At 45.7% G+C, this 22,174-nt stretch carries 26 protein-coding genes; 17 read left to right on the forward strand and 9 right to left on the reverse strand.

All coding sequences use genetic code 11. The features are described 5' to 3' along the window. The first annotated feature begins 1 nt into the window (after position 1). The 8 genes from hemN (at position 2) to THERU_RS02345 (ending at position 6,855) form a co-directional block, all read left to right on the forward strand. Positions 2-1,372, forward strand: a complete 1,371-nt coding sequence (hemN, locus tag THERU_RS02310; RefSeq protein WP_025305675.1) for an oxygen-independent coproporphyrinogen III oxidase — start codon at positions 2-4, stop codon at positions 1,370-1,372. A 38-nt stretch (positions 1,373-1,410) separates the two neighbouring features. Further along, the gene (locus THERU_RS02315) at positions 1,411-2,280 is read left to right on the forward strand and encodes an ABC transporter ATP-binding protein (protein WP_245565843.1); all 870 of its coding nucleotides are present in this window, start codon (positions 1,411-1,413) and stop codon (positions 2,278-2,280) included. Between the two features lie 7 nt (positions 2,281-2,287). Continuing rightward, a complete protein-coding gene (locus THERU_RS02320) occupies positions 2,288-3,487 on the forward strand; it encodes a hemolysin family protein (RefSeq protein WP_245565844.1) in 1,200 nt (399 codons plus the stop codon). A gap of 98 nt (positions 3,488-3,585) precedes the next feature. Then, complete coding sequence (locus THERU_RS02325; protein ID WP_025305678.1) at positions 3,586-3,915, forward strand: ArsR/SmtB family transcription factor; 330 nt, start codon at positions 3,586-3,588, stop codon at positions 3,913-3,915. Then, positions 3,912-4,157 carry a thioredoxin family protein gene (locus THERU_RS02330; protein ID WP_025305679.1) on the forward strand — a complete coding sequence of 82 codons (246 nt, stop codon included), beginning with the start codon at positions 3,912-3,914 and terminating at the stop codon, positions 4,155-4,157. The genes THERU_RS02325 and THERU_RS02330 overlap by 4 nt, the downstream gene beginning before the upstream one ends. A 1-nt stretch (position 4,158) precedes the next feature. After that, complete coding sequence (locus THERU_RS02335; protein WP_025305680.1) at positions 4,159-5,118, forward strand: permease; 960 nt, start codon at positions 4,159-4,161, stop codon at positions 5,116-5,118. A 3-nt stretch (positions 5,119-5,121) separates the two neighbouring features. Further along, positions 5,122-5,538, forward strand: coding sequence for an arsenate reductase ArsC (locus tag THERU_RS02340; RefSeq protein WP_025305681.1), 417 nt, complete (start codon positions 5,122-5,124; stop codon positions 5,536-5,538). Positions 5,539-5,541: 3 nt separating this feature from the next. Next, on the forward strand, positions 5,542-6,855 hold the full coding sequence (locus tag THERU_RS02345) for an arsenic transporter (RefSeq protein ID WP_025305682.1): 1,314 nt from the start codon (positions 5,542-5,544) through the stop codon (positions 6,853-6,855). Here THERU_RS02345 and THERU_RS02350 read toward each other — a convergent pair. Beyond that, a complete protein-coding gene (locus THERU_RS02350) occupies positions 6,839-7,264 on the reverse strand; it encodes a hypothetical protein (RefSeq protein ID WP_025305683.1) in 426 nt (141 codons plus the stop codon). The two genes, THERU_RS02345 and THERU_RS02350, sit on opposite strands and share 17 nt — an antisense overlap. 30 nt (positions 7,265-7,294) lie before the next feature. Between THERU_RS02350 and THERU_RS02355 the strand changes: the two genes are divergently transcribed. The 3 genes from THERU_RS02355 (at position 7,295) to THERU_RS08535 (ending at position 8,866) form a co-directional block, all read left to right on the forward strand. Next, the gene (locus THERU_RS02355) at positions 7,295-7,945 is read left to right on the forward strand and encodes an SIMPL domain-containing protein (protein WP_025305684.1); all 651 of its coding nucleotides are present in this window, start codon (positions 7,295-7,297) and stop codon (positions 7,943-7,945) included. A gap of 211 nt (positions 7,946-8,156) precedes the next feature. Further along, a complete protein-coding gene (locus THERU_RS02360; RefSeq protein WP_156916182.1) occupies positions 8,157-8,651 on the forward strand; it encodes a hypothetical protein in 495 nt (164 codons plus the stop codon). Then, positions 8,648-8,866, forward strand: coding sequence for a hypothetical protein (locus THERU_RS08535; protein WP_156916183.1), 219 nt, complete (start codon positions 8,648-8,650; stop codon positions 8,864-8,866). The genes THERU_RS02360 and THERU_RS08535 overlap by 4 nt, the downstream gene beginning before the upstream one ends. Here the strand turns inward: THERU_RS08535 and THERU_RS02365 are convergent. Together THERU_RS02365 and THERU_RS02370 are read right to left on the reverse strand one after the other, a co-directional pair. After that, positions 8,806-10,173: an MATE family efflux transporter gene (locus THERU_RS02365; protein WP_025305686.1), complete on the reverse strand. Its 1,368-nt coding sequence runs from the start codon at positions 10,171-10,173 to the stop codon at positions 8,806-8,808. The genes THERU_RS08535 and THERU_RS02365 overlap by 61 nt on opposite strands. After that, a complete protein-coding gene (locus THERU_RS02370; RefSeq protein ID WP_025305687.1) occupies positions 10,163-10,912 on the reverse strand; it encodes a patatin-like phospholipase family protein in 750 nt (249 codons plus the stop codon). The genes THERU_RS02365 and THERU_RS02370 overlap by 11 nt, the downstream gene beginning before the upstream one ends. A 42-nt stretch (positions 10,913-10,954) precedes the next feature. On the opposite strand from THERU_RS02370, the gene THERU_RS02375 reads away from it, so the two are divergent. Beyond that, positions 10,955-11,485, forward strand: coding sequence for a thermonuclease family protein (locus THERU_RS02375; protein ID WP_025305688.1), 531 nt, complete (start codon positions 10,955-10,957; stop codon positions 11,483-11,485). Here THERU_RS02375 and rsmA read toward each other — a convergent pair. Continuing rightward, positions 11,474-12,202, reverse strand: coding sequence for a 16S rRNA (adenine(1518)-N(6)/adenine(1519)-N(6))-dimethyltransferase RsmA (rsmA, locus tag THERU_RS02380; RefSeq protein WP_025305689.1), 729 nt, complete (start codon positions 12,200-12,202; stop codon positions 11,474-11,476). The genes THERU_RS02375 and rsmA overlap by 12 nt on opposite strands. Positions 12,203-12,240: 38 nt before the next feature. On the opposite strand from rsmA, the gene THERU_RS02385 reads away from it, so the two are divergent. Next, complete coding sequence (locus tag THERU_RS02385) at positions 12,241-12,747, forward strand: thioredoxin family protein (RefSeq protein ID WP_025305690.1); 507 nt, start codon at positions 12,241-12,243, stop codon at positions 12,745-12,747. Here THERU_RS02385 and THERU_RS02390 read toward each other — a convergent pair. Together THERU_RS02390 and serS are read right to left on the reverse strand one after the other, a co-directional pair. After that, entirely contained in the window at positions 12,744-13,280 is a 537-nt protein-coding gene (locus THERU_RS02390; RefSeq protein WP_025305691.1) for a flavin reductase family protein, read from the reverse strand. The two genes, THERU_RS02385 and THERU_RS02390, sit on opposite strands and share 4 nt — an antisense overlap. After that, positions 13,270-14,550 (reverse strand): serine--tRNA ligase, encoded by a 1,281-nt coding sequence (gene serS, locus THERU_RS02395; RefSeq protein ID WP_025305692.1) that lies wholly within the window; start codon positions 14,548-14,550, stop codon positions 13,270-13,272. Before serS ends, THERU_RS02390 begins: the two co-directional genes overlap by 11 nt. Positions 14,551-14,599: 49 nt before the next feature. Here serS and THERU_RS02400 point away from each other — a divergent pair, with 49 nt between their 5' ends. The 4 genes from THERU_RS02400 to THERU_RS02415 are packed head-to-tail and all read left to right on the forward strand — an operon-like array spanning position 14,600 to position 18,525. After that, on the forward strand, positions 14,600-15,091 hold the full coding sequence (locus THERU_RS02400) for an N-acetyltransferase (RefSeq protein WP_025305693.1): 492 nt from the start codon (positions 14,600-14,602) through the stop codon (positions 15,089-15,091). Further along, positions 15,075-16,817 (forward strand): bifunctional 3'-5' exonuclease/DNA polymerase, encoded by a 1,743-nt coding sequence (locus THERU_RS02405; RefSeq protein WP_156916184.1) that lies wholly within the window; start codon positions 15,075-15,077, stop codon positions 16,815-16,817. The genes THERU_RS02400 and THERU_RS02405 overlap by 17 nt, the downstream gene beginning before the upstream one ends. Further along, positions 16,814-17,479 (forward strand): flagellar basal body L-ring protein FlgH, encoded by a 666-nt coding sequence (locus tag THERU_RS02410; protein ID WP_038532027.1) that lies wholly within the window; start codon positions 16,814-16,816, stop codon positions 17,477-17,479. The genes THERU_RS02405 and THERU_RS02410 overlap by 4 nt, the downstream gene beginning before the upstream one ends. Next, entirely contained in the window at positions 17,440-18,525 is a 1,086-nt protein-coding gene (locus THERU_RS02415; RefSeq protein WP_025305696.1) for a flagellar basal body P-ring protein FlgI, read from the forward strand. The genes THERU_RS02410 and THERU_RS02415 overlap by 40 nt, the downstream gene beginning before the upstream one ends. Here the strand turns inward: THERU_RS02415 and THERU_RS02420 are convergent. The 3 genes from THERU_RS02420 to THERU_RS02430 are packed head-to-tail and all read right to left on the reverse strand — an operon-like array spanning position 18,522 to position 22,173. Continuing rightward, the gene (locus THERU_RS02420; protein WP_025305697.1) at positions 18,522-19,832 is read right to left on the reverse strand and encodes a UDP-glucose dehydrogenase family protein; all 1,311 of its coding nucleotides are present in this window, start codon (positions 19,830-19,832) and stop codon (positions 18,522-18,524) included. The genes THERU_RS02415 and THERU_RS02420 overlap by 4 nt on opposite strands. A 10-nt stretch (positions 19,833-19,842) precedes the next feature. After that, positions 19,843-20,790 carry a cysteine synthase B gene (gene cysM, locus THERU_RS02425; protein WP_025305698.1) on the reverse strand — a complete coding sequence of 316 codons (948 nt, stop codon included), beginning with the start codon at positions 20,788-20,790 and terminating at the stop codon, positions 19,843-19,845. After that, on the reverse strand, positions 20,791-22,173 hold the full coding sequence (locus THERU_RS02430) for an NADH-quinone oxidoreductase subunit N (protein WP_025305699.1): 1,383 nt from the start codon (positions 22,171-22,173) through the stop codon (positions 20,791-20,793). Position 22,174 lies beyond the last annotated feature (1 nt).

A 22,174-nucleotide genomic window follows, 5' to 3' on the forward strand; every position in this document is an offset into this window, starting at 1 on the left:
TATGAAAACGATTTTTAACAAAAGTCTTATAGAGAAGTACGACAAACCGGGTCCCAGGTACACCAGCTACCCTCCCGCCACGGAGTTCACCGAAAGCGTAGGAAAGGAAGACTACAAGAAAAAACTATTAGAGAGTAATCAGGGCAAAAGACCTCTTTCTTTGTATATTCACATTCCCTTCTGTGAGAGCGCTTGCTGGTTCTGTGGGTGCAATGTGATCATATCCCACAGAAAGGATGTGAGCAAAAGATACTTGGACTACCTTTACAGAGAGATGGAACTTTTAGGTAAATACTTAGACAAGTCAAGGAAGGTGGTGCAGATCCACTGGGGCGGTGGAACTCCCAACTTCCTTACTGTGGAGGAAATGGAAGAGCTTTTCTCAAAGATAAAGGAAAACTTTTCTGTGGATGAGGATGCGGAAATAAGCGTAGAGATAGACCCAAGATATCTGTCTGAGGGGCAGTTGGAAACCCTAAGACAGCTTGGGTTTAACAGGGTCAGCATGGGTCTGCAGGATTTAGATGAGGAGGTCCAGAGGGCGATAAACCGTATCCAACCAGAATCCCTAATGAGGGATGTTATGAAACAACTGAGGGACCTGGGCTTTAAAAGCATAAACATAGACCTAGTATATGGACTTCCCTATCAAACACCAGAGAAGTTCAGAAGAACCATAGAAAAAACCATAGAGCTTGATCCAGACCGGGTTGCGGTTTATAACTTTGCCTATGTACCCTGGCTAAAGCCCCTTCAAAGAAGAATAGACCCAAGTACACTTCCTCCGCCGGAGGACAAACTGACGATCCTTGAGATGACCATTGAAATGTTTCAATCAGCGGGCTATCTTTACATTGGCATGGACCACTTTGCCAAGCCAGAGGACGAACTGGCAATAGCCCAGAGGGAAGGAAGTCTTTGGAGGAACTTTCAGGGTTACACTACCAAAAAGGGCGTGGATCTTATAGGCATAGGTGCCACATCCATTGGGATGTTCTACGATGCGTACTTTCAAAATTACAAGACCCTGAGGGAGTATTATTTGGCTTTGGATAGTGGAGACTTTGCCACCATGAGGGGCTTCTTGCTGGGGCAGGAGGACCTTCTCAGAAGAGAGGTAATTATGGATTTGATGTGCAACTTTAGGTGTGATTTTGACCGTATAGAGAGGGCTTTTGGCATAAACTTTGAAGAGCACTTTGAGGAGGAGCTTGAGAAACTCAAAGATATGGAAAGGGATGGACTGGTAGAAATCAAGGACAGGTCTATAAGGGTTTTGCCTATGGGCAGGCTTCTTGTTAGAAACGTGGCTATGACCTTTGACCAGTATTTACCAAAGAAAAAGGAAATGCGCTTTTCAAGAACCATATGAGTCTTCTTAGCTTAGAGCGGGTTAGTAAAGCGTACAAGGTGAGTGTGGGGCTTTTTAGAACAAAGAGTTTTTTCGCCTTGCAGAATGTTAGCCTGCGGATGGAAAGAGGAGAGCTTTTGGCTTTGGTGGGGGAATCGGGCTCCGGGAAAACCACCCTTGGCAAGCTAGTTTTAAGGCTGGAAAAGCCCACCGAAGGAAGAGTTCTCTTTGAAGGTAAGGACATATGGAGCTACCGTAGGGAATACACAAGGAAAGTTTCTGCGGTCTTTCAGGACCCTTCCTCCTCTTTAAACCCTAGGATGACCGTTAGGGAAATTCTTGAAGAGCCTTTGCGAGTACATGGTGTTAAGAACAGAGAAGAGAAAATTCTGTCTGCACTAAAGGAGGCGGGCTTGGGAGAAGAATTTTTGGAAAGAAGACCCCTTCAACTCTCAGGGGGGCAAAAGCAGAGGGTTGCCATAGCAAGGGCTATGCTCTTGGAACCAAAGCTTTTGGTGGCGGATGAACCCACCGCTTCTTTGGACGCAAGCCTCAGAAAGGACATACTTGACCTTTTTTTAAAAATGAAGGCAAAGGGTGTGTCTGTTTTACTCATAACCCACGATGTTAGGTCGGTGCAGTACTGTGCAGACAGAGTGGCGGTTCTTTACAGAGGAAGGCTCTTAGAGTGGGGTACAAAGGAGCAAGTTTTGAAAAACCCCCTCCATCCATACACCAGGTATCTGATTCAGAATTTGCCCGCAGAGCATCCCTCTCAAAGAAAAAGCCCAGAAATTACAGATATACTCTTTTATTCGGAGGCGGTGTGCCCCTTTTATCATTTATGTCAAGAGAGGAAGGAGGAGTGCCTGTCCCAGCTTAGGGAGGTTTACGTAGATGGAAGGCTCGTCAGTTGTAATATATACTGAACTAATTTTGTTTCTTTTCCTTTTGTTCCTTTCGGGCTTTTTTAGCTCCTCGGAGGTAGTTTTCTTTGGCACCAACAGATTTTTACTAAGAAAATACTCCCAAAGAAGGTTTTATAGCTTAGTTAATAGGCTGTTGGCAAAGCCAAAGGAGATTTTAGTTTCTATCCTTATTGGCAACGAGATCGTCAATGTTCTGATCTCCGCCTATGGCACCAAGCTTTTTATTTCCCACTTTGGGGAAAAGGGTGCCACGATATCTGCCCCTATTCTAAGCATGCTGATCTTTCTCTTTGGAGAGGTTATTCCTAAAAATATAGTCTTCCCCTTTGCCACTGTTCTATCCTTCATCTACGCACTGCCTTTTTATATTGTCCATACTCTTCTCACACCCATCAGGTTTTTGTTCAAAAAATTGGTGGACGCTTTCATGCCATTGGATGAAGGGAAGAAAAAACCTGAGGAGGTTTTTTGGGAGGTTTTTGATCTTGGCTACGGCAGGGGCTTCTTTGGCGAGGAGGAAAAAAAGATGGTAGAGAAGGCCCTTTCAATAAGGGAAACAACGGTCAAAGAGATAATGACACCAAGACCAGACCTGTTTATATTGGACGAGGACAGCAAAGTGGGAGAAGTATATCCGGAAATTTTAAAGAGGAAGCACAGCAAGATACCTCTCTATTCAAAGGAACCCGATAACATAACAGGTGTGCTCTTTGTAAAAGACATAGTGCCCTTTAGCGAAAATGCCCAAAGGTCTTTGAAAGAATTTAAAAGAGATATTCTGATTGTTCCAGAGGTAATGTCTCTGAAAAACCTGCTAATGGAGATGCGAAGGAGCAATTCCCAGATAGCGGTGGTGGTGGATGAACATGGTCAATTAACTGGTCTTATAACCCTTGGAAACATCCTTAAGTTTCTTTTTGAGAGCTTTCCTGAAAGCTGGGAGGAGGATGTTCTACAGGTGGGAAAGAACGTTTACAAAACCTACGGTTGGGTACCTGTGGAAAGCCTTTCAAAAAGGCTTGGCTTTGAACTGCCCGAGGACTACGAATACGATACCATAGGAGGCTTTGCTATGAAGCATCTATCCAAGGTGCCCGAGGAAGGAGATGAGTTTGAGTATGGTGGATACAAGTTTGTTATTGATAAAATGGAGGGGAACAGAATAATAAGCCTTTTGGTGGTTGCTTTACAGGAGCAGGAAGTTTAATTAGCCTCAAAACCTTCACGCACCAATGGGTTTGTGTTTTTAGAACAGCCTCTGCTAAAAATTGACATATAAGGCAAATTTTATATAAAATTATTTTTATGCAAACTGGAACCAAAGTAACAGAACTCGTTAAGTTTTTCTTTGCACTTTCTGAACCTATCAGGCTTGAGATCGTTAGGGCTCTGTTGTCTGCCAAAGAGCTGTGCGTCTGTCAGATTACTCAAGCCTTCGGGCTCTCTCAACCGAATGTTTCCTTTCATATGAGGGTACTAAGGGAAGCGGATTTGGTGCTTTGGGAGAGGAGGGGAAGGTGGGTCTATTACAGGTTAAACCTTGAAAATCCTATGCTTAGGGCGGTTTTGCCCTTTATTGAAGAAGGTATGGAAGTTTCAAAAATTCAAACAACAGCCTGTGAGGTAGAGCCATGAAGAAGGTCAAAGTTATAAGCGCCACCAATTGCAACAACTGTGAGCTACTCTACAGTGTGGTCAGCACCCTAATAAAGTCAAAGAACATTCCCGCAGAGGTTGAAAAGGTGGTGGATGTTAGGGAACTGGCTAAGCTTGGGGTTATGACCACGCCAGTGCTTGTGGTGGATGGAAAGGTAAAACACGCCGGTGCACCCATTCCTGCACCGCAGGTGGTGGAAAAACTGATAACGGAAGACTGAGATGTTTGAATTATACGACGCCTTTGCCCATTATGTGGTTGGCAATCTCTTGGGCTTGAGCCCAAATCAAAAGCTTTACGGTGTTTTTCACTTTTTCATATACGATACACTAAAGATCTTTACACTGCTCGCCCTGATCATCTTTGTTATCTCCTTTATCAGAAGCTACTTTCCCTTGGAGAAGACAAGGAGAATACTTTCTAAGCAAAAAGCTCTGGCTATTCCTCTTTCTGCGGTGCTTGGCATATTTACGCCCTTTTGTTCCTGTTCTGCGGTGCCCATGTTTATTGACTTTGTGGAGGCGGGCATTCCTCTGGGTGCAGCCTTTGCCTTTTTGGTGGCTTCTCCCATGGTCAATGAGGTAGCCCTTGGGCTTTTGTTTGCGTCCTTTGGCTATAAGGTTGCCTTAGCTTATGTGGTCTTTGGAGTATCCGTTGCCATCTTTAGCGGTTTTATCATAGAAAGGCTAAACCCAAGGCACCTTATAGAGGATTATGTCTTTGAGCTGAAGTTTGGAGAGGTTCAGGAAAAGGAGATCTCTTTTAAGGACAGGATAAACTTTGCCCTTGGCAACCTAAAGGAGATTTTAAAAAAGGTCTCTCCTTACATAATTGTGGCAATAGGTGTGGGAAGCTTTATTCATAACTATGTGCCAGAAGAGACTGTAAGAGAACTAATGAAGTCCGCGGGATTTTTATCTGTTCCTGTGGCGGTGTTGGTGGGTGTGCCTCTCTATTCTAATTCTGCGGGTATTTTGCCGGCTATCCAAGCCCTCATTGAAAAGGGAGTTCCCATTGGCACCGCCCTGTCCTTTATGATGGCAACCACTGCCCTTTCTGTGCCCGAGTTTGTGATCCTAAAGCAGATCATGAAACCAAAGCTGATCCTTATGTTTGCTGGCATCGTATCCATCTCAATAGTGATCGCAGGATACCTTTTTAACCTTTTGTTTGGGAGGTGAGCCATGAAGATAGGTTTTATATGCACGGGCAATTCTGCAAGGAGCCAGATGGCAGAGGCATACGCCAAGTATTTTGCCAAGCTATACGGAAAACGGGTGGAAATTTACTCCGCCGGTTCCCAGCCTGCAGAGAGGGTAAATCCCTACGCCATAAGGGTTATGGAGGAAGAGGGCATAGACATGTCCGCCCACTATCCAAAGTCCATAGAGGATATTCCATACCGGGAGCTTGATGTGGTTATAACCCTCTGCGGAGATGCAAAGGAGACCTGCCCTGTGGTGCCCGGGGCACGGATGGAACACTGGGGACTACCGGACCCTGCCAAGTATGAGGGTTCTGAAGAAGAGAAGCTGGAATTTTTTAGAAAGATAAGAGACGAAATCAAAAGGAGGGTGGAGGAGCTTATAAAGGGAATCTGATAGATGGAAAAGCTCTTATCCCTTGGGATATTTCTTCTAACTCTATTTTTGGTTATTGCCAAGCCCAAAAATCTCGGCATAGGTTGGTCTGCGTGGCTGGGAGCCATCACCTGCTTAGCCTTGGGCTTGGTGTCTTTTTCTGATGTGGTCTACATTACCCTTTTGGTTTGGGATGCTACCCTTGCCTTTGTCTTTTTGATCTTTATCTCCATCATCTTAGACAAGGCGGGCTTTTTTGAGTGGATGGCTCTAAAGTCCATAGGCTACGCTAAGGGCAACGGAATTTTGCTTTTTGTCTCTCTTATGCTTTTGGGTGCATTTATCTCTGCCATCTTTGCCAACGATGGTGCGTCCTTGATGCTAACGCCCATAATCTACTCAAAGATCAAACACCTTAACCTGCCCAGTGCCACGATCATGCCCTACATAATGGGCAGTGGCTTTATTGCGGACACCGCAAGCCTTCCCTTGGTGATTTCCAATCTCACCAACATCATCACCGCCCACTTTTTTGGCATAGACTTTTGGAAGTTTGCCTTTTTAATGTTTTTGCCCAACCTTGTTGCCATAATCTCAAGCATCCTTGTCTTGTATCTTTTTTACAAAAAGAGCTTGATAAAACGATATGATCCGGAGGTGCTTGAAGCCTACCCTCCCAAGTATGCCATAAGGGACCCTCTGGTTTTTGCGATGGGTTGGCTTGTAATACTTTTTATTGGTGTTAGCTTTTTGGTTTTGGAGCTGTTAAAGGTCCAAGTGCCCATCTCGGTGATTCTCGGCCTTTGTGCCCTCTTGCTCACCCTTGCCACGCTGAAAAATAGGGTCGTGTCAGTCAAAGAAATAGCCCTTCTAACTCCGTGGCAGATTGTGTTTTTCTCCATTGGTATGTATGTGGTGGTTTATAGCCTAAAGAAGGTGGGGCTCACTGATAGCTTGGTGTATGCCATAAGATGGCTCTTTGAAGCTGGAGAGCCCTTTTCCATTGTGGGAACAGGACTGCTCTCCGCATTTCTTTCTGCAACCATGAACAATCTTCCCACGGTGATGATCGTCAATCTATCGGTAAAGGACGCCCAGCTACCTGAAAGTATCACCCAATTTTTAGCCTTGGCGAACTTGGTGGGAACAAACATAGGACCAAAGCTAACTCCCATAGGCTCTTTGGCTACCCTTCTCTGGCTCCATATTTTGGAATACAAGGGGGTGCGCGTATCTTGGGGATATTACATGAAGGTGGGCTTTGTGCTAACGATCCCTGTCTTACTGGCGGTGCTTTTTAGTTTGGTCTTTGTGTACTGGCTCAGCCCAAAACCATAAGTTTTTTTACTTCCAAGAGCGTTTCTTTTTTGGGATGCCCTTTGTTCAGGGCATGTTGCAAGGCGACCTGCAAAAGTTTTCTGGGCTCTTGCTTTTCCTTCAAAAGCCCAAGGCGTGCAGATTCCCTCAGGGCTTCCGCCAAGTTTTCCACAATAGTCTTCATCACCGCGTCAAACCTCCAACGCTCATAAAGCTTTTCTCTTTCTTCCAAAGGTTTATTCATCATTCCGTAAGAAAGGAGTACAATCTTTTCCCAAGTTTTCAGAGTTTTCTCCCACTGGTCCTTTGGAAGGTTTTCAAGCTCAATAAGGATGAGCTCCAATACATACTCCACTAAATAGTCCTTCAACTCCTCCACACTGTTGAACCTTCCACCTTGAACGAGCATTGAACTCAGGTCCTTTTTCATAGAAAGAAAGTTTAAGCTATAATCTTTGTGATGAGACTCCTTTTCTTGCTTTTGAGCCTTTGGGCTTTGTCTTTTGCACAGGATAATCCTATAAGGGTTTTTGTTAATCTTGCCCAATCCACCCAGATAGCACCCGATATATACATTCTTACCTTGACCATCTCTACGGAAGCAGATAAAGAAATAAAAGCCCTCTCTTTACTGGGAAGGGTAGATAGAGAGCTGAGCCAACTGGGACTTTCTTACTCTGGAGGGAACTATTGGGTGGATAGAAAGTGTTTTATGGAAAAGAACACCCAAAAATGCGAAGGTTTTAGGGCTCAAGCCTTATACCAGTTCAGATTAAAGGATGCCAAAGACCAAGACCTGATACTTCAAAAGCTTGCCCAAATGGAGGGCATAAGCTTTTCCATCCATGGGACCCAATGGATTGTTTCCGAAAATGCTCAGGAAGCCAAAAGGAAAGAGCTAATGTTTTCTCTCCTTGACAAAGCGACCGCATTTGCCACCGAAATTAGCAAAAAGCTTAAAAGGGAATGCCAAATAGAAAGCATAACCTACGACGGTCCACTGCTTTACTTACCCACATATGCAGAAGTCAAAGGCATATCTGCACCTCAACCTACCAAAGACCTGCAAACTATAACCGTTTTTATGAGGCTTTCTTTGATTTGCAAATAATGTCCTAAATAAGCTTTCTATAAACACTATAGGAGGGTTTGGGATGTGGTTAATATTTCTGTTGATAAGCTTTGGGTATTCCATAGGGTTAGGCACTTTTGAAGTATTAAGAGGGGTCTGTCCAGTTCCTCCAGTCGTTGAGTTCAATCCAAAAAGCATGCAGACACGTATATTTTGTCAAAAATGTCCTCCTTTCACCACCAAGGGTGGTATGGGTGAACCCTTGAACCGCACCGCAGATTTTGTAATAGAATACACTTTAAAGGTAGGAAACCTCTGGCTTGCGGTGTATCACAGCTATAAATGTGAGCCTCACGCCAGCAATTTCGGAGGGTATATAGTATTCAATGAAGAGGGAAGTCTGCTCCATGCAGAAAGCGGATATCCTGGACAATGTCAGAATTTATCCACCGAAGACATTCTCTGCCTAAATCACTATATGGCTCAAGGCATTCTAATCACTCGTATATCCCACTGTAAGATAGCCTCTAAATACAAACTCTCATGCGAACAGATATTTGCTACTGACACAGACATTGAAAAAAAGGACAAAATCCAGTATATAAAAAAACTCTATATCAAAGACAAAGACCACTTTTACTTTGAGGTAAATCAAGAAGGTAAGCTTTATCCTGTTCACTGCAAAAGAAATGGTGATGTTTTTAATTGCAAAGGACTTGAGAAATTAAAAAAGAGTATGCCGTGAGAGTTTTGGTCTTTACTCTGCTGTTTGTTCTTGGGCTCTTTGCCTACTCCCAAGAGATCCTTAAGGGGTCTGCTAAGGATCACAAAAAATTGTTCATATACAGCTTGAGAGGAGGTGATGGTTCTGTGATAAGGATAGATTTGGTAAATGTCAATCAGGATGTCGGAATTTCCTTAATAGTAGGCGAAGTTAGCTTAGAAATGATCCATCTGTAGGCAAGGTAAAAGATCAGTGCCCTTAAAGTGGTCTCCACGCTCATAAAGACCCAAGGCACGATTGGAGAGGGAAAGAACTTTAAAAAGACATAAGAAGGGATTATCCTGAAAAGCCAAAAGGAGGAGATGTTGATCATAAGAGGTATGTGGGTCTTTCCCATGCCTTTTAAGGCTCCCGAGTATATGCTGGCGTATGCCATCTGGGGCTGAGATAGGGCTACGATTACCAAATAATATACCGCTAAATCCACCACCTCTGGGTCCTTTACAAAGATGTAGGAAAATTCCCTTGGGAATAGTAGCAGAAATACTCCAGCCAGACCCATTATAAGGGCGGTAAGGTGGGCTATGGTGGATATGCCACGATGTAAGCCCTTATAGTTTCCAGCACCAAAGTTCTGTCCGGAGACTATAGTGGAGGCGATCATAAACCCAAAGCCAACCATAAAAGACACACTCTCAACCCTCAAACCCACTTGGTGCGCAGCGAGTGCTTTGTCTCCAAATCTGGCAACCATACCCACAAAGATGTTAAAGGAGAGGCTGGTGATAGCCCTTTCAAGGGCGGTGGGACTGCCAATTCTCAGCATCTTTAGAAGAACATCCCTTCCTAGGTCTAGTCTTACAGGGAAGGGTCTTCTGTAGGCAATGTATAGGTAAAGGTATGCCAAAAGACCAAGTATTTCTGCAATGACCATTCCCCAGCCTGCACCCGCCACCTCCAACCTGGGCAAGCCAAACTTTCCGTATATGAGAAGATAAGAAAAGATTATGTCTGTCAAACTTATTAAAAGGTCTATTTTGAAGGGGGTCTTTGTGTCTCCGTAGCCGTTGTAAGCGCCGTAGAAGACATCTAGGAGAAAGCCCAAGGTAATAAAGAGAAATATGGGTTTTAGGTATTGGTAGGATACTTCTGCCACCTCCTTTGAGGCACCAAATTGCACCATAAGGGCTGTGGTTATGTCTGCACCAAAAAAGGTCAAAGGTATGGCAATCAAAAAGGCTAAGATCAGTCCCCATAGAAAGGCTGGAGAAGGGTCCTTTCCTGCACCCACCCTTTGGGCTATTAACACGGATGTGCCCGTGTAAGACAAAGCCGATAGGGAATACACAAACCAAAGCATGCTGTTGGAGTATCCCACTCCCGCCACCGCGGTGGAAGAAATACCCGAAACCAATATAAGGGACACACTAGTTTCTACCGCGTAAAGCAGGTTTGAGAAGATGATGGGTAATGCAAGCTTTGAAACTTTTTTACCTATGGTTATCCTGTCTTCTGAAGGGTCTATGAGAATTTTATTGTCCATGAAAGTCCTTCATTACCTCCAAGGTCTTTTTGTAGCCAAGATAGTAGAGCTCATCCAATTTCCATAGATTGTATGGAGAGTAATTCTCCAAATCGGGCACTATGACCACATTGCATAGCTCCTTCCTTTTATCTGCGTTAGACCTGACCGCCAAAAGAAAGCTTCTTATTAGCACCGCAAACATACTCCTTGGCTTTCCAATGGTAGAAGTAGGATTAACATCTACGCCCACTATGAAAAGCCCTTTGTTCTGCACAGGCTCCACCGGAAGGTTGTTGGTAATACCTCCGTCCAAAAGCAGAAAGTTTTTAAACTTCACCGGTTCAAAGATACCAGGCAATGCACAGCTTCCAAGGAGGGGTTCATAGAGTTCTCCTTCCGAAAAGTAAAGGGTGTTTCCACTAAGGATATCTAAAGCGCATATATGAAACTCCCTTTTTAACTCCTCAATGCGCTCTACCTCTAGGTAGTCCTTTAGAAACCTCTTTGCGTCCATCAGGGAAAAAAATCCCAACTTTGGAAGTCTTGGCTTTATATATCTGAGCCAGTGTTTGGACTTTACGATCTTTAACATATCCTCCGGTGTGTATCCTGCACAGTAAAAGGCACCCACCAGGGCACCCGCACTTACACCGCTTATGGCTGAGATTTCAAAGCCAAGATCTTCTAAGGCTTTTATAACTCCTATGTGGGCAACGCCCCTAATAGCACCGCCTGAGAGCACCAACGCAACCTTCATAGAAAAAATAAAGTATAAACTCTTGCTTTAAAATAAAAAGCTATGTGGAGGCTTTTAGTTATTCCTTTAATACTTTTTGTTGTTTCCTGTGGTAAAAGCACGCCAACACCTGCAGAGAAAAAGGGAACTCCCTGCAAGGTTGTCCGGGTCATAGACGGAGATACTTTTACCTGCACCCTCAAAAACGGTGAGGAAATTAAGGTTAGGCTTATAGGTGTAGATACGCCTGAAAGTAGGGTAAATCCAAAGCTTGAAAGGGATGTTCAAAAGAGTGGTTTGGAAAGGGAGGAGATCCTCCGCATGGGAAAGATTGCCGCAGAATTTACTAAAAAGCTATTGCCAGAGGGAGAAATTGTTTACTTGGAACAGGACGTGCAAAAGACGGATAGATATGGGAGGGTTTTGGCTTATGTGTGGCTGAAGGATGGCAGAATGCTAAACGAGATTTTGGTAAGAGAAGGAATGGCACAGGTCTATACTATCCCACCAAATGTTAAGTATCAGGATATTCTTTTGGAGGCCCAAAGGAAAGCAAGGGAAGAGGGCAAGGGCTTTTGGAAGTCAGGCTTTTGAGAGAAAATACAACCTTTGTATCTCCTCCAGAGACAGCTCCTCCACCCTCTTTTGGGGATCTATGCTTGCCCTATGCAGAAGCTCTTCAGGGAACTTGTTCTTTAAAGCTTTTCTCCTGAGGGAAAAGAGCTTGGTTAAAAAAGCTTTGTATTCCGTTGGTTCTATTTCAGGGGTTGGCTCCTTCTTGGTTAGCCTTATTACCGCCGACTGAACCTTTGGAGGTGGCAAAAAGAAGCGAGGGGGAACAGTCATAAGGTACTCTGTTTCAAAGAAGGTCTTAACAAAGACGCCAAGCCAAGATAGGCCTTTTACCAGCTTCTGTGCCACCTCCTTTTGAACCATAAAAACCGCCATCGTAACGCATTTGTAGGAAAGAACGGTCCTCTCAAGGATCAAGCTCGCACTGTTGTAGGGCAAATTTCCCAAAAGCTTTAAGGAGTTTCCCAAAAGGCAATAGTCAAACTCGCTCGCATCGGTATGATAGATTTTGAGCCTTGGATCTTGTAGCTTTTTTAGCTCCTCTATCATGTCTTTGTCTATCTCTAAGCAGTGGAGCTCTTTTATCGGTTCCTTTAATATCTCTTTTGTTAAATTGCCCGTGCCGGGACCGATTTCTACCACTACGTCTTCAGCGTTCAAGCGGGCAAACTCTACAATTCTTTTTAAAACCCCCGGAGACACAAGAAGATGCTGTCCGTAGAACTTTTTAAGCCTCAAGTTGCTTCGTGCTCCCAATTGGGATATATTTTAAAGCCATGAGTAGGTTTATCGCTTTTTTTATGGTTCTCCTAAGCATAGTGCTCACCCAATCCTCCTGTAAAGGAGAAAAGGACAAGGGACCCAACCCTTACGGAACCAAGAGTTTAATTCCTCAATCTCCCTATGCCATGCTGATCGTGGAAAGTGAAAGCTGTATATACTGCAAGCAGTTGGACAAAGACCTGCAAAGGGACCCACAGCTACAAAAAGCAGTGGAAGGTATGGATGTTCTAAAGCTCCTTGCGGAGAGCAACGCCAGAGTGAGATACAGGCTTGATGGTAAAGAGGGAGAGAGCACCGAGGAGGACCTGGCAAGGGCTTTGGGCGTTAGGGCATACCCTCACATAATCTTTTACAACTCCCAAGGAGAGATCATCCTAAGGATTCCGGGCTATACGCCTCCAAAGACCCTTGCCTGCGTTATAAGGTATGTGAAAGAGGAGTTTTACAAAAACAAAAAGGAGAACATAAATCAGTTTCTACAGAGGGAAGGGTGCGTTTAAATTGGACATTTACAAAATCTCTCTCCAACCCTTCCCACCCTGTAGTCCCTTCTCTTTCTTATTACTATAAAGACCACCTCTCCAAGGATAAGGTCGTAGTTATAAAGCTCCCTGTGTTCCAATAGTCTACACTCAAAGCTTGCGGGGCACTCTTTTACCCTTGGAGGCTTTACTATTGCGGATGGCTCGGGCATTAGTTTGACAACCTCTAACTCGCTAACGTGGGGTGGGAAATCTTCTGCTGTTTGCCTAGCCTTTTTCAAAAGGTTATATTCAAGGAAATTGACCACAAACTCTCCACTATCAATGATATTACGGGCTGTGTCCTTTCTGGTACCATCTTCTTTTTTACTTATGGACAGCATCAAAACAGGTGGTTGATCGCAGACCACGTTAAAAAAGCTGAAGGGTGCCAAATTAATAACACCCTCTTTGCTCAAGGTAGATACCCAAGCGATGGGTCTTGGTGCCACCCAGTCTACAAGAATATCGTAAAGTTCATCCGATGAAAGGTTTTTTACATCAAGCTCCATCGGGTTTTATAACATCCGCCTTAAGATAATCTCTGAGGACCTCCGGCACTACCACGGAGCCATCCTTTTGTTGATAGTTTTCCAAAATTGCTGCAAGGGTCCTACCCACCGCCAAGCCAGAGCCGTTTAGGGTATGCACAAACCTCTTTCTTCCTTCGCTGTCTTTAAAGCGTGTGTTCATGCGCCTTGCCTGAAAGTCCGTGCAGTTGGAACAGGAAGATATCTCCCTGTATTTATTTTGAGAGGGGAACCAGACCTCAATATCGTAAGTCTTTGCAGAAGCAAAGCCAAGGTCTCCGGTACAAAGGGCAACCACTCTGTAGGGCAGTCCCAATAGCTTGAGGATCTCTTCCGCATCTGCGGTTAGCTTTTCCAACTCCTGGTCTGAAGTGTCCGGATGGACGATTTTTACCAACTCCACCTTGTCAAACTGATGCTGACGGATTATACCCCTTATGTCCTTACCGTAAGCCCCCGCCTCCCTTCTGTAACAGGGAGTGTAGGCAGTCAGGTATATGGGCAAGTCCTTCTCCTCAAGGATGGTATCCCTAAATAAGTTCGTCAGGGGCACCTCTGCGGTGGGTATCAGATACAGACTATCCCTCTCGCAAAAATACAGGTCCTCTTCAAACTTGGGAAGTTGTCCAGTTCCCTCAAGGATCTCGGGCTTTACCAGATGGGGAACCCATACTTCTTTGTAGCCCCTGCTTGTATGAAAATCCAGCATAAAGTTTATCAGAGCCCTCTCTAACTTTGCCCCCCAACCCCACATAACGGTAAACCGGCTACCAGCAAGACTTGCACCCCTCTCAAAGTCCAGAATACCCAAAACTTCTCCTATCTCGTAGTGGGCTTTGGGCTCAAAGTCAAAATCTCTCGGTACACCCCACCTTCTAACCTCCACGTTCTCCGTTTCGTCCTTTCCCACTGGCACGCTTTGATGGGGTATGTTGGGAATAGAGAGCATGACGCTCTTTAACTGTTCCTCCACCTTGGAAAGCTTATCCTCCAAGCCCTCTATTTTCTCCTTTATCTCTTTTACCTTACCCTCAAGCTCTGCGGTTTGCTCTCCTTTAGATTTGCGCCTTCCGATCTCTTTGCTTAGTGCGTTTCTTTCTGCCCTGAGGGCTTCCAGCTCTCTGAGTATAGACCTTCTTTCTTCGTCAAGACTTAGCGCTTCATCTACCAATCTTGGATAGTCTTCTTTTCTTAAACGCAGTCTTTCCTTTACAAACTCTGGGTTTTTCCTCAGAAGCTCTATGTCAAGCATTTATATATAGAGAATAACACAAACTTCCCACGAGGTATAGAATTAAATTATGGGCTTAAGAAAGGCAAAGCTAAAGGATGCGGTGGGAATATACTCCCTTATAAACTCCTACGCCAAGGAGGGGCTTTTGCTTCCAAGGAGTTTAAACTCCATATATGAAAACATCAGAGATTTTTGGGTTTATGAGGAGGATGGACAAATCGTGGGATGTTCTGCCTTGCATGTGGTGTGGGAGGATTTGGCGGAGATTAAAAGCTTGGCGGTCATGGAGTCCATGAAGGGCAGGGGAATAGGCACTGCCTTAGTGCAGGCATGCTTGAAAGAAGCAGAGGAGCTTGGCGTTAAGCGCGTGTTTGTGCTAACCTACGCCTTGGACTTCTTTGAAAAGCTCGGTTTTCACACAATAAGCAAGGAGAGCCTGCCTCACAAAGTCTGGGGTGAATGTATAAACTGTGTTAAATTTCCCTCCTGCGACGAAACTGCCATGCAGGTGGAAATAGAAAAGCTAAGCCCAGTAAAGAGCCATGAAGGTGAGCTTTGAATACATCACATCTCCAAAATCCCTTGCCAAGTGGGAAGGGAGCTTTAAGGATATACCCTTTTTGTATATTGACACGGAAACGGTGGGAGACAGCACCATAAGGCTTGTTCAGTTGGGAACTGAAAAAGACATACTCCTTTTGGACCTTTTCGAGCTCGGTGATGTAGGAATTAACTTTTTAAAGGATCTGCTTTCCCAGAAGGGCATAGTGGGGCATAATCTGAAGTTTGACCTAAAGTATCTGCTTGGCTACGGAATAGAACCCTATGCAGTCTTTGATACCATGATCGCCAGTCAATTGTTGGGAGACTCCGACAGGCACTCCCTTCAGAAATTAGCCATGCAGTATTTGGGAGAGGTCTTAGACAAGAGCCTTCAGCTTTCCAACTGGGGCTCCTCAAAGCTCTCAAAGGAACAGTTAGAATATGCCGCCCTGGATGTGGAGGTGGTCAGAAGGCTCTTTCCACTGCTCCTTGAGAGGTTAAACAGTCTTACACCGGTGGTGGAGGAAAATCTCCTTAAAACCAGGACCGCAAAGGTCTTTGGGCTCAAAAATCCCATAGCCATAGTGGAAATGGCTTTTGTTCAGGAGGTGGCAAAGCTTGAAAGAAACGGGCTCCCGGTGGATGTGGAAGAGCTGGAAAGGCTTGTAAAGGAGCTCTCTAAGGAGCTTCAAAAAAGGGTGATGGACTTTTTAGTCAAATACAGAACGGACCCTATGTCTCCCAAGCAGGTGGGAGAGCTTTTGGTCAAAAGGTTTGGCTTGGACCTTCCAAGAACAGAAAAGGGCAACATATCCACCGATGACAAATACTTGGCGGAGCACATAGAAAACCCTGCGGTAAGGGAGCTTTTGAAGATAAGAGAGATAAAAAAGAACTTAGATAAGCTTGAGGAGATTAAGGGCGGTTTGAGAGGGAAAAGGGTATATCCAGAGTTCAAGCAGATAGGTGCAATAACCGGACGAATGTCTTCTATGAACCCCAATGTGCAGAACATTCCACGGAGCTTAAGAAGAATCTTTAAGGCGGAGGAAGGAAACGTTTTTGTGATAGCGGACTTTTCTCAAATAGAGCTGAGGATTGCCGCAGAGTATGTAAACGATGAGAGCATGATAAAGGTATTTAGGGAAGGGAGGGATATGCACAAATACACTGCCAGTGTGCTCTTGGGGAAAAAGGAGGAAGAAATTACGAAGGAAGAGAGGCAGTTGGCAAAGGCGGTAAATTTCGGGCTCATATACGGTATATCCGCAAAGGGTTTGGCAGAATACGCTTACTCTTCCTACGGCATAGCCCTTTCCATTGAGGAAGCTGAGAAAATAAGAGCAAGATTTTTTGAACACTTCAGAGGCTTTAAGGATTGGCACGAAAGGGTGAAGAAAGAATTAAGGGAAAAAGGTAAATCGGAGGGCTATACCTTGCTTGGCAGAAGATACACCGCCCACACCTTCCCAGACGCGGTCAATTATCCCATACAGGGAACCGGTGCGGACCTCTTAAAACTCTCCGTGCTCATATTTGACGCAGAGGTCAGAAGGGAAAACATCAAAGCCCATGTGATAAACTTGGTGCATGACGAGATAGTGGTGGAATGTCCCATGGAGGAGGGAGAAAGGACTGCGGAGCTTTTGGAAAGGGCTATGAAAAGGGCTGGCAGTATTATATTAAAAAAGGTGCCAGTGGAGGTGGAGTGTGTGATAAAGGAGAGGTGGGAGAAGGAATGAGGTTTGCATGTGTGTTTTTGATTTTGGCTTTTGTTTTCTCATGCGCTCCAAAGCCCTCCACTTTAGAGGAGTATGAAAGGAAAAATCCCTATCCTGCCCAGGCGCAAAGGGTTGAATACGCAGGAAAGGGTAGCTTGATGCCAAAGGAGGGTTTTAACGACCTCTACTCAGATCTAAGGGCAAGCAAGGTAGGGGACATAATCTATGTGCAGGTGATTGAGAGCATAAACGCAGTGGAAAGCGTGGCAAACCAAACTGGAAAGTCCGCCAGCTTTAAAGAATCGGTGGCTTCCCTCTTTGGCATAAGTGTGGGCACTTTGGATAAACTATCAGCCCAGGGATCGGGTCAGTTCAGTACTAAAGGCACCGGCAGGGTTCAGCAGACGGGGCTTCTTACCACCAAGTTAGCGGGTAGGGTGGTAAAGGTCTATCCAAACGGCACCATGCTCATAGAGGCAAAGAAAGCCTTTTACATGAACAATGCCCAGAGGGAGGTTGTGCTCAGGGGTATAGTTAGACCACAGGACATAGATTCATCAAACACCGTAACTAGCGATAAGATCGCCAATTTGGAGGTTTATATAGACGGCAGAGGATTTTTGGCAGACGGAGGTAGCCCAGGATGGTTGGCTCGCATATTGGCAAAGGTCTTGCCCTTTTAGTCCTGCTCTTTAGCCTTGCCTATGGTACGAAGATCAGAGACATAGCGGTTATAGAGGGGCATAGGAGCAATTATCTGGTAGGTTATGGTCTGGTGGTAGGTTTGAAAGGTACAGGAGACGGCAAGGCTACACTTTTCACCGTAAGGAGCATAGCAAACATGCTCAACCGTATGGGCATTGCAGTGGATCCACGTAGGATCACTGTAAAGAATGTGGCGGCGGTAATGGTAACTGCCAAGCTACCCCCATACGCAAAGCCGGGTATGAGCATAGATGTGGAGGTTGCGTCCATAGGAGACGCCAAGAGCTTGGAGGGTGGAACCCTCTTGCTAACACCCCTCAGAGGGGCAGATGGAGAGATATATGCCTTAGCCCAGGGGCAGGTAATCGTGGGCGGATACGAAGCGAGGGGTCAGGGAGCCAGACAAATTCAGAACACACCCACAGTGGGAAGGATTCCCAACGGTGCAATAGTGGAAAGATCCCTACCCGAGTATCCGCAGAGGGAAGAGGTATTCCTTTACTTAGATAATCCCAGTTTTTCTTTAGCAAAGCATATCCAAGATAGAATAAACACCGAGTTTGGACAGAATGTGGCGCAGGCTTTGGATAGTTCCACCATAAAGCTCAGGGTTCCACAGGGTATGAGCGTCGTGGATTTCTTAGCCCGTGTGGAGGACATAGAGGTGGATGTGCCCTCCGTTGCCAAAGTGGTCATAGACGGAAGGACAGGGACCGTCCTGCTAGGTGGAGATGTGGTTATAAACCCTGTCTCTGTGGCAGTGGGCACGTTGACGGTTACTATAAAGGAGACTCCCCAAGTTTTTCAACCTCCACCCCTTTCACCTGGGCAGACGGTGGTGGTGCCAAGGACGGAAGTCAAAGTGGAGGAAAAGGAAAGGCGCCTCGTTGAGCTTAGGGGTGCCACCGTATCCCAATTGGTGGAAAGTCTAAACAAGCTTGGTGCCACTCCAAGGGAGATCATATCTATACTTCAGGCTATAAAGTCTGCGGGTGCCCTGCGGGCAAAGTTAGAGGTCCTTTAGGGCACTCCCACTCCGTAGTACTCAAACCCAAGCCCTCTAACCACCTTGGGTTCGTATATGTTCCTGCCGTCTATTATTATGGGAAGTTCCATGAGCTCCTTTACCCTGCTTAGGTCTGCCCTTTGAAACTCCTCCCATTCGGTAAAGATGAGCAGTGCGCTGGCACCTTCCACCGCGGAGTACATATCTGGTGCATAATCTAAGTCCTTGCCGGGAGGATACAGTTTTTTAAAGTTCTCCATAGCCTTCGGGTCGTAGAGCTTCAGGCGGGCACCTTCCTTCAAAAGCATGGGCACCAGTCTTAGGGAGGGAGCCTCCCTTATATCGTCAGTGTTTGGTTTAAAGGATAGTCCCCAAACTGCCAAGGTTTTATCCTTCAAGCTCCAAAGCACAGATTTGACCTTTTCCACAAACTGGACAGCCCTCCTCTGGTTGATCTTATCTACTTCCTCCAAGAGGGAAAAATCCACGCCATGATCTTTAGCCATCTTTATAAAAGCCTTTATGTCCTTTGGGAAACAACTACCGCCCCAGCCTATGCCCGCCCTGAGGAACTCCCTGCCGATCCTCTTGTCATACCCCATTCCTTCCGCCACAAGCCTAACATCCGCCCCAACCTTCTCGCACAGGTCTGCCACCATGTTTATGTAGGAGATCTTCATAGCCAAGAAGGAGTTGGACGCATGCTTTATAAGCTCGGAGGTGGCAGGGTCTGTAAAGATAATAGGGCATTTAAAGTCTTTGTAGAGCTCCTCCATTATCCGGCGTGCCCTCTCACTTTCCACACCTATTACTATTCTGTCGGGTTCCAGAAAGTCTCTCACCGCACTGCCTTCCCTCAAAAACTCCGGGTTTGATACCACATCAAACTCTAAAATCTTTCCTCTCCTTTTCAAATACCGCTCCACGGTCCTTTTTATGAGCTTATGGGTGTTGACGGGAACGGTAGATTTTTCCACCAAAAGCTTGTAGCTTTCCATAAGCTTGGCGGTTTCCCTTGCCACCTCCTCCACCTGAGAAAGGTCCGCAGAACCATCGGGCCTTTGAGGAGTACCCACGCATATGAATATCACATCCGAAAAGTCAAGACCCTCCTTTAGGTCCGTGGTAAAAAAGAGCCTTCCCAGGCTTAGGTTTTCCTTCAGCATTTCCTCCAAGCCCGGTTCATAAAAGGGCACCTTTCCCTCTTTCAAAGTCTGAACCTTCTCAGGCAGTTTTTCCACCACCATAACCTCGTTGCCAAGGTGGGCAAAGCACACTGCGGTGGTAAGCCCCACATACCCTGCTCCTACTACCGTCAGCCTCATGGGAAACCTCCTAAAGATTGTTAAAAGGTGCAGTGCTCAGATATTTGCTACCCCCATCGGGAAAGATCACCACAATAACACCCTCCTCCAGCTCTTTGGCAAGCTCCAACGCCGCCACCAGAGCGGCACCGGAGGATTGTCCCACAAAGAGGGCTTCTTGCATGGCCAACTTTTTGGTCATCTCGTAGGCGGGCTCTGTTTCCACAAAGATGGTCCTGTCCAAAAAGCTCTCGTCAAAGATGCCGGGCTTTATGGAGCTCTCTATGTGCTTTAGCCCCTCTATGCCATGAAAGGGATAGGCAGGTTGTACCCCCACAATCTGAATATCTGGGTTGAAGACCTTTAGCCTCCTTCCGGTGCCCATTATGGTTCCACCGGTGCCTATGCCAGCTACCAAGTGGGTGATCCGACCGTTAGTTTGATGCCACAGTTCTATACCCGTAGAATAAAAGTGTGCCCTCCAGTTGGCAGGATTGTTGTATTGGTCTAAATACACGTACTTTTCTGGGTTCTTTTCCACCAGTTCCCTAACAAACAGTATGGCACCATCCGTTCCCTCCAAAGGGTCCGTTAGATACACCTTGGCACCGTATGCCTTTATGATCTTCTTTCTCTCTTCGCTAACGTTGGCAGGCATTGCCAGCTCAACAGGCACCCCCAAGGCAGCACCCACCATAGCCAAGGCTATCCCTGTATTCCCCGAAGTGGCATCTATGACCACCTTACCTTCCTTTATGAGCCCCTTTTCCATAGCGTCCAAAAACATAGAAAGGGCAGGCCTATCCTTTACAGAGCCCCCTGGGTTAAAGCCCTCCAGCTTGGCGTAGATTTCTACCTTGGGAGAAATATCCTTGGGAATAACGTTTTTGAGCCTAACCAATGGTGTATTGCCTATTAAGTTTAGGATGGAGTTTCTTGCCTTCCTGTAGGGTTCGTCGTGCTGTCCTAAAACCCACATTTAGAGCTTTATGTAAGTATAAAGCAGTTGAGGGAAAAGCCCAAGCAAAAGAATAAATATCAAGCAGACAAGCAGTGTAAAGGACTCGCCCGCAGAAAGGGAACTACCCCTGAACCTCACCTCTCCTTCCTCCAAGAACATAACGCTCATGAGCTTTAGGTAATACCCAGCGGAGATTACGCTTGCCACTACAAAGGCAAAGGCTAAAAGTTCCAGCCCAACTTTTACGAGCCCCATAAACATGCCGAGCTTTCCTACAAACAGAGCCATGGGCGGGATGCCGATGAAGGCAAGCAAGAAGATGGAGAGTGCTACGCCAAGGACAGGGTTTTCTCTGCCCAAGCCCCTGTATTCTAAAATATGATGGCTAAAGCCCTCCTGCTTTTCAAAGGCAGAGAGTACCACAAAGGAACCAAGTACCGCAAAAACATACACACCAAGGTAAAAGAGCAGAGCCTTTTGTAAAATTTGGTCTGAAAGGCTCACACCCAAGAGGAAGTATCCTGTGTGGGCAATGGAGGAGTAAGCAAGTAGCCTTTTGACAGACCTTTGGGCGTAGGCGGTAAAGTTGGCGTAGAACATAGACAGCAAAGAAAGTACCGCTACCAAAACAAGCCAGAGTTTAAATTGGGAGAATAGAAGGGTGAGCTTGACCAGGAGCATATAGATGGCCAGCTTGGGCGCAGTGGCAATGTATCCCACCAAAGGAGTGGGTGCACCATCGTAGGCGTCGGGCGTCCAAAAGTGAAAGGGAACTGCGGAGACCTTAAGGGCTAAGGCGGACAAGAAGAAGAGAATAAACAGAGAAAACAGAGTATTTTGGTCTGCGTAGGGCACCAAAAAGAAGCTTCCCGTCGCACCGTAGTAAAAGACCGAGCCCATTCCAAAGAGGGCAGTCCCCACCGAACCCATCAAAAGGTATTTGAAGGCAGACTCCTTTGAGTTGTAATCTCCCCTCAAAAGGGCAGTTAGTATGTATATGCTAATGGAGGAAAGTTCCACAGAAACAAAGAGGGTAAGAAGGTTGTTTGATGACATGAAGAAGGAAAGTCCAAGGGTAGAAAGGAGCACCAGATAGGGAATCTCGCCGTAGGGAGAGTTCTTCTTCAAAAAGTAGTCATAAAGGGCAAATAAAGACAATGAGCTGAGAATATACAAAAGTCCCTTTCCAAAGAGCTCAAAGGGACCAACTGCAAAAGTATCAAAAAAGGTCTTTGCGGGCACCTCTACAAAAAAGAGTAAGATAAAAGCAAAGATGGGCACAAAGCCACCCAACACATGGAGAAGCTTAAAGTGTTTTTTATCCAAGAGCAGGTCTAAGAAAAACAGCAGGAGAATGCCAATGGAAAGAACAAGCTCCGGCAGAAGGGCATTCCAGTTCATA

The organism is Thermocrinis ruber, assembly GCF_000512735.1.
GTDB classification, from domain to species: Bacteria; Aquificota; Aquificia; order Aquificales; family Aquificaceae; genus Thermocrinis; species Thermocrinis ruber.

Coding starts and splice junctions, on each gene's coding strand:
- hemN (WP_025305675.1), top strand. CDS start 2: ATGAAAACGATTTTTAACAAAAGTCTTATAGAGAAGTACGACAAACCG.
- THERU_RS02325 (WP_025305678.1), top strand. CDS start 3,586: ATGCAAACTGGAACCAAAGTAACAGAACTCGTTAAGTTTTTCTTTGCA.
- THERU_RS02330 (WP_025305679.1), top strand. CDS start 3,912: ATGAAGAAGGTCAAAGTTATAAGCGCCACCAATTGCAACAACTGTGAG.
- THERU_RS02335 (WP_025305680.1), top strand. CDS start 4,159: ATGTTTGAATTATACGACGCCTTTGCCCATTATGTGGTTGGCAATCTC.
- THERU_RS02340 (WP_025305681.1), top strand. CDS start 5,122: ATGAAGATAGGTTTTATATGCACGGGCAATTCTGCAAGGAGCCAGATG.
- THERU_RS02345 (WP_025305682.1), top strand. CDS start 5,542: ATGGAAAAGCTCTTATCCCTTGGGATATTTCTTCTAACTCTATTTTTG.
- THERU_RS02350 (WP_025305683.1), bottom strand. CDS start 7,264: ATGAAAAAGGACCTGAGTTCAATGCTCGTTCAAGGTGGAAGGTTCAAC.
- THERU_RS02355 (WP_025305684.1), top strand. CDS start 7,295: ATGAGACTCCTTTTCTTGCTTTTGAGCCTTTGGGCTTTGTCTTTTGCA.
- THERU_RS02360 (WP_156916182.1), top strand. CDS start 8,157: ATGGGTGAACCCTTGAACCGCACCGCAGATTTTGTAATAGAATACACT.
- THERU_RS02365 (WP_025305686.1), bottom strand. CDS start 10,173: ATGGACAATAAAATTCTCATAGACCCTTCAGAAGACAGGATAACCATA.
- THERU_RS02370 (WP_025305687.1), bottom strand. CDS start 10,912: ATGAAGGTTGCGTTGGTGCTCTCAGGCGGTGCTATTAGGGGCGTTGCC.
- THERU_RS02375 (WP_025305688.1), top strand. CDS start 10,955: ATGTGGAGGCTTTTAGTTATTCCTTTAATACTTTTTGTTGTTTCCTGT.
- THERU_RS02385 (WP_025305690.1), top strand. CDS start 12,241: ATGAGTAGGTTTATCGCTTTTTTTATGGTTCTCCTAAGCATAGTGCTC.
- THERU_RS02390 (WP_025305691.1), bottom strand. CDS start 13,280: ATGGAGCTTGATGTAAAAAACCTTTCATCGGATGAACTTTACGATATT.
- serS (WP_025305692.1), bottom strand. CDS start 14,550: ATGCTTGACATAGAGCTTCTGAGGAAAAACCCAGAGTTTGTAAAGGAA.
- THERU_RS02400 (WP_025305693.1), top strand. CDS start 14,600: ATGGGCTTAAGAAAGGCAAAGCTAAAGGATGCGGTGGGAATATACTCC.
- THERU_RS02405 (WP_156916184.1), top strand. CDS start 15,075: ATGAAGGTGAGCTTTGAATACATCACATCTCCAAAATCCCTTGCCAAG.
- THERU_RS02410 (WP_038532027.1), top strand. CDS start 16,814: ATGAGGTTTGCATGTGTGTTTTTGATTTTGGCTTTTGTTTTCTCATGC.
- THERU_RS02415 (WP_025305696.1), top strand. CDS start 17,440: ATGGTTGGCTCGCATATTGGCAAAGGTCTTGCCCTTTTAGTCCTGCTC.
- THERU_RS02420 (WP_025305697.1), bottom strand. CDS start 19,832: ATGAGGCTGACGGTAGTAGGAGCAGGGTATGTGGGGCTTACCACCGCA.
- cysM (WP_025305698.1), bottom strand. CDS start 20,790: ATGTGGGTTTTAGGACAGCACGACGAACCCTACAGGAAGGCAAGAAAC.
- THERU_RS02430 (WP_025305699.1), bottom strand. CDS start 22,173: ATGAACTGGAATGCCCTTCTGCCGGAGCTTGTTCTTTCCATTGGCATT.